General features: G+C 67.9%; 2 protein-coding genes. Both read right to left on the minus strand.

The genetic code is table 11. From position 1 onward, the window contains the following. Nucleotides 1-1,017, minus strand: a 1,017-nt coding sequence (locus A5625_RS09565; RefSeq protein ID WP_197516036.1) for an AAA family ATPase, incomplete at its 3' end; no start/stop codon positions are given. A 73-nt stretch (nt 1,018-1,090) separates the two neighbouring features. Continuing rightward, the coding region (locus tag A5625_RS09570) for a LuxR family transcriptional regulator (RefSeq protein ID WP_066992083.1) at nt 1,091-2,921 on the minus strand (1,831 nt) is incomplete at its 5' end.

A 2,921-nucleotide genomic window follows, 5' to 3' on the forward strand; every position in this document is an offset into this window, starting at 1 on the left:
CAAGTCATGCCGAAACCTCAGCCGGTCACCGTCTTCGACGAGCAGATCCGCGCGCACCGCTTCCTCGAGCGCCGACAACAACGACGCCGGCGACCGTTCCAGCATCGCGGCCAGCAAGCCGGCCGAAAACCGATCCGGCAGCACCGCGGCCACCCGCACCACCTCCGAAGCACTATCGGAGAGCAGGTCCAGCCGCTGGCGCATCGTTGCGCCCAGGCGCCGCGGCAGCCCGTCTCCGGTGACCATCGCCCGCCCGCCGCTAACGTTTAGCCGGTCCTCCTCGCCCAGCCCCCCGACCAGCTCGCTGACCAGAAACGGGTTTCCGTGCGCCTTGGCGGCCAAATTCAGCAGCGACACATCGGCTTTCGCTCGCACCGCGTCGCCGACCATCTCAGCGACCGCATCCGGCGTGATGGCCGCCAATCGCACGAATGTGGCGTTCGCGTGCTGCAGCACCGACAGGGTTTCCTGTACCGCCGGTCCGCCGGCTCCGGTGCGGGCGGTCAAGACCCACAACACAGGTACGTCCGGGCGCGCGGTGGCCAGCGACCGCAGCGCCATGGCCGTGCCGTTGTCGGCCCAGTGGATGTCCTCGAGCACAATCACAAGCGGGGTTTGCCCGGCCGCTGCATGAATCGCGTTGTGCAGATCGTGTACCACCCAGTAGCGCAGATCGGCCGAGCCGCCTAGTTGGCGCAGTGCCTCGGCGTCTCCGACCGGGGGATCAGCGTGCAGGGTGGCCATGAATAACGAGAAGAACGGCACCGTCTGCTGATACTCGAACGCCTCCCCGAACAAAGTGCGCACTCCGCACGTGTCGGCCAGCGCCAACACCTCGGTCAGCAACCGACTCTTGCCAATACCGGGCGGCCCTTCGATGACCAGCGCGCCCCCACGCCCTTGAGCCACCGCGGTAACCAGCGCGGCGATCAGTTTCAGCTCGTCTGCCCGCCCCCGAATCGGCGGAGTGACCAGCCACTGACCGCCGACATCAAAAAGGCCGGTTGAAGGCCCCACCGGGTTTCCCGTCCACGAGTTATTGGACTGTTGCAGTGGCGCAATTGTAATCAACTACTTGATTTGCTGTCGATTAATCGGTGCCCCGCATGAGCTGCGCCAATTGGGCGCGAGAGGTGATGCCGAGCTTGGCGAATGCGTTGTGGATGTGGGTCTTCACGGTGTGGGGGGAGAGGTGCAGCTGCGTGGCGACGGAGCGGTTGGTGGCGCCTTCGGCGATGAGGTTGATGACCTTGAGTTCGGCGTCGGTGAGGCTGTCCCAACCGCTTCTTGGCCGAGGGTGAGTGACGATGCGCCGTTCCACGCCTAATCGGCGCAGCGCGCGGCCGACCCGGCGGGCATCGGCAATCGCTTCACACTCGATGTAGGTGTCGAACGCCGCATTGAGCTGGTCGAGCGCCTCGGCGTTGCGCTGTGCGCGACTCAGCTCACCGCCGGCGTCCTCGGCGGCGCCTGCGTAAAGAAGCGGCCGCGACGACGAATGAAGCAACTCCGCGGCAGCCACCAGCGCCTGGGCATCGTGTTCGAGGATCGCGCGGGCATACCCGGCCACCCCTGCCAACAGCGGCACCACAGGCCGCTCACGCTCCAGCACCTCGGTGGCCTGCAAGACACGCGCGCGCAAGCCGGCATCGCCGGCGCCCGAGGCAACCCGCGCACCCAAGATCAGCCGAGCTAATGCATGGGGGAAAAGGGGTGTCCCCAGTAGGGTGACTTCGCCGAGCCAGCGCATCGCGTCATGCAGGTCGGCGCGCTGCCACGCCGTCAGCGCGAGCACATACGCCGCTCCTCGACGTACGGCGGCTGAGCCAGTGGAGTAGGCATCGCGCGCGTCATTGGCCATCTGCTGCAGCAAGTTTCGGTCATCCGTGTGCGCCGCCACCGCGGCCAGAATCACCATGCGCAGTATGTCCGGCTCGGTCGCGCCTGTCGGCTGTGGGGGCGGCAGGGACTCCGTCGCGTCGCGAGCGGCCGACAGCCGGCCGGCAGCGAGGTGGACGATCCCACTAAAGACGGCCCAGATAGCGAGGGCCATCGCGTTGCCTTCCCGGCGGGCTTGCCCTATGCCGTGGGCGACCCGGGCCGTCGCGTGGTCCAACCGGCCGACCACTGCCAGCAGGTTTGCGCAGTGCATTGCGGCATAGGCATGAGCTAATACCGCATCATTCGTGGACGCGGGCGGGCAAAGCTCTTCGAGGCGGGCTACGGCGCGGCCCGTGTACCCCTCACCGGCGTCGAGCAAAGCGAGGGTGACGTCGGCCATGATTGTGGCCTCGAGATCGCCGGAGGCTGCCGCGGCCGCGGCGGCCTCGTCGGCTGCCGTGCGCCGTTGCCCACCCTGGTCCTGCAACGCCAGGTTGTAGGCCAGCCACGCCAGATGCCGTGCCCGGGTGACTTCGCTGATGTCGCGCAATTCGAGCGCCCGCCGATTCTCCTCCACCCGCCGCTGCGTGCTGTGCTTAGTGTGCGCCGGGAGCCGGAGGCGGATCTCTGCCTCTACCTCCGGCGACGCGGCCTCCGCGAGCGCCGCGACGGCCAATTCTTCGGCCTCCCCGTAGCGGCCGGCTCGGTTGAGCCACTCCACCGTGTCGGCGACGAGTGCCCCATAGTCAAGGTCGTGGGTGGGCAACAGCTCGAACGCGCGTTTGCTTAAGTCCGCGGCCGCGCTCGCATCGCTGTGGCCAACCGATTGTGCGGCTTGGCGCAGTGCGTCGATCGCCTCCCGGTCCCCGGGCTCGGCGCTGCGCGCCAGTTGGGTGGCCACCTCGGCCGGGGCCGCGCCCATCCCCAGCATGACCGACGCCGATTGGCGCTCCATCGCCCGCTGCAACGACTGCGGCAACGACTGCCGGGTGGCCTCGCGCAGCAAGTCATGCCGAAACCTCAGCCGGTCACCGTCTTCG

Origin of the sequence: Mycobacterium sp. 1465703.0, assembly GCF_001672975.1 — a bacterium.
Lineage (GTDB): Bacteria > Actinomycetota > Actinomycetes > Mycobacteriales > Mycobacteriaceae > Mycobacterium.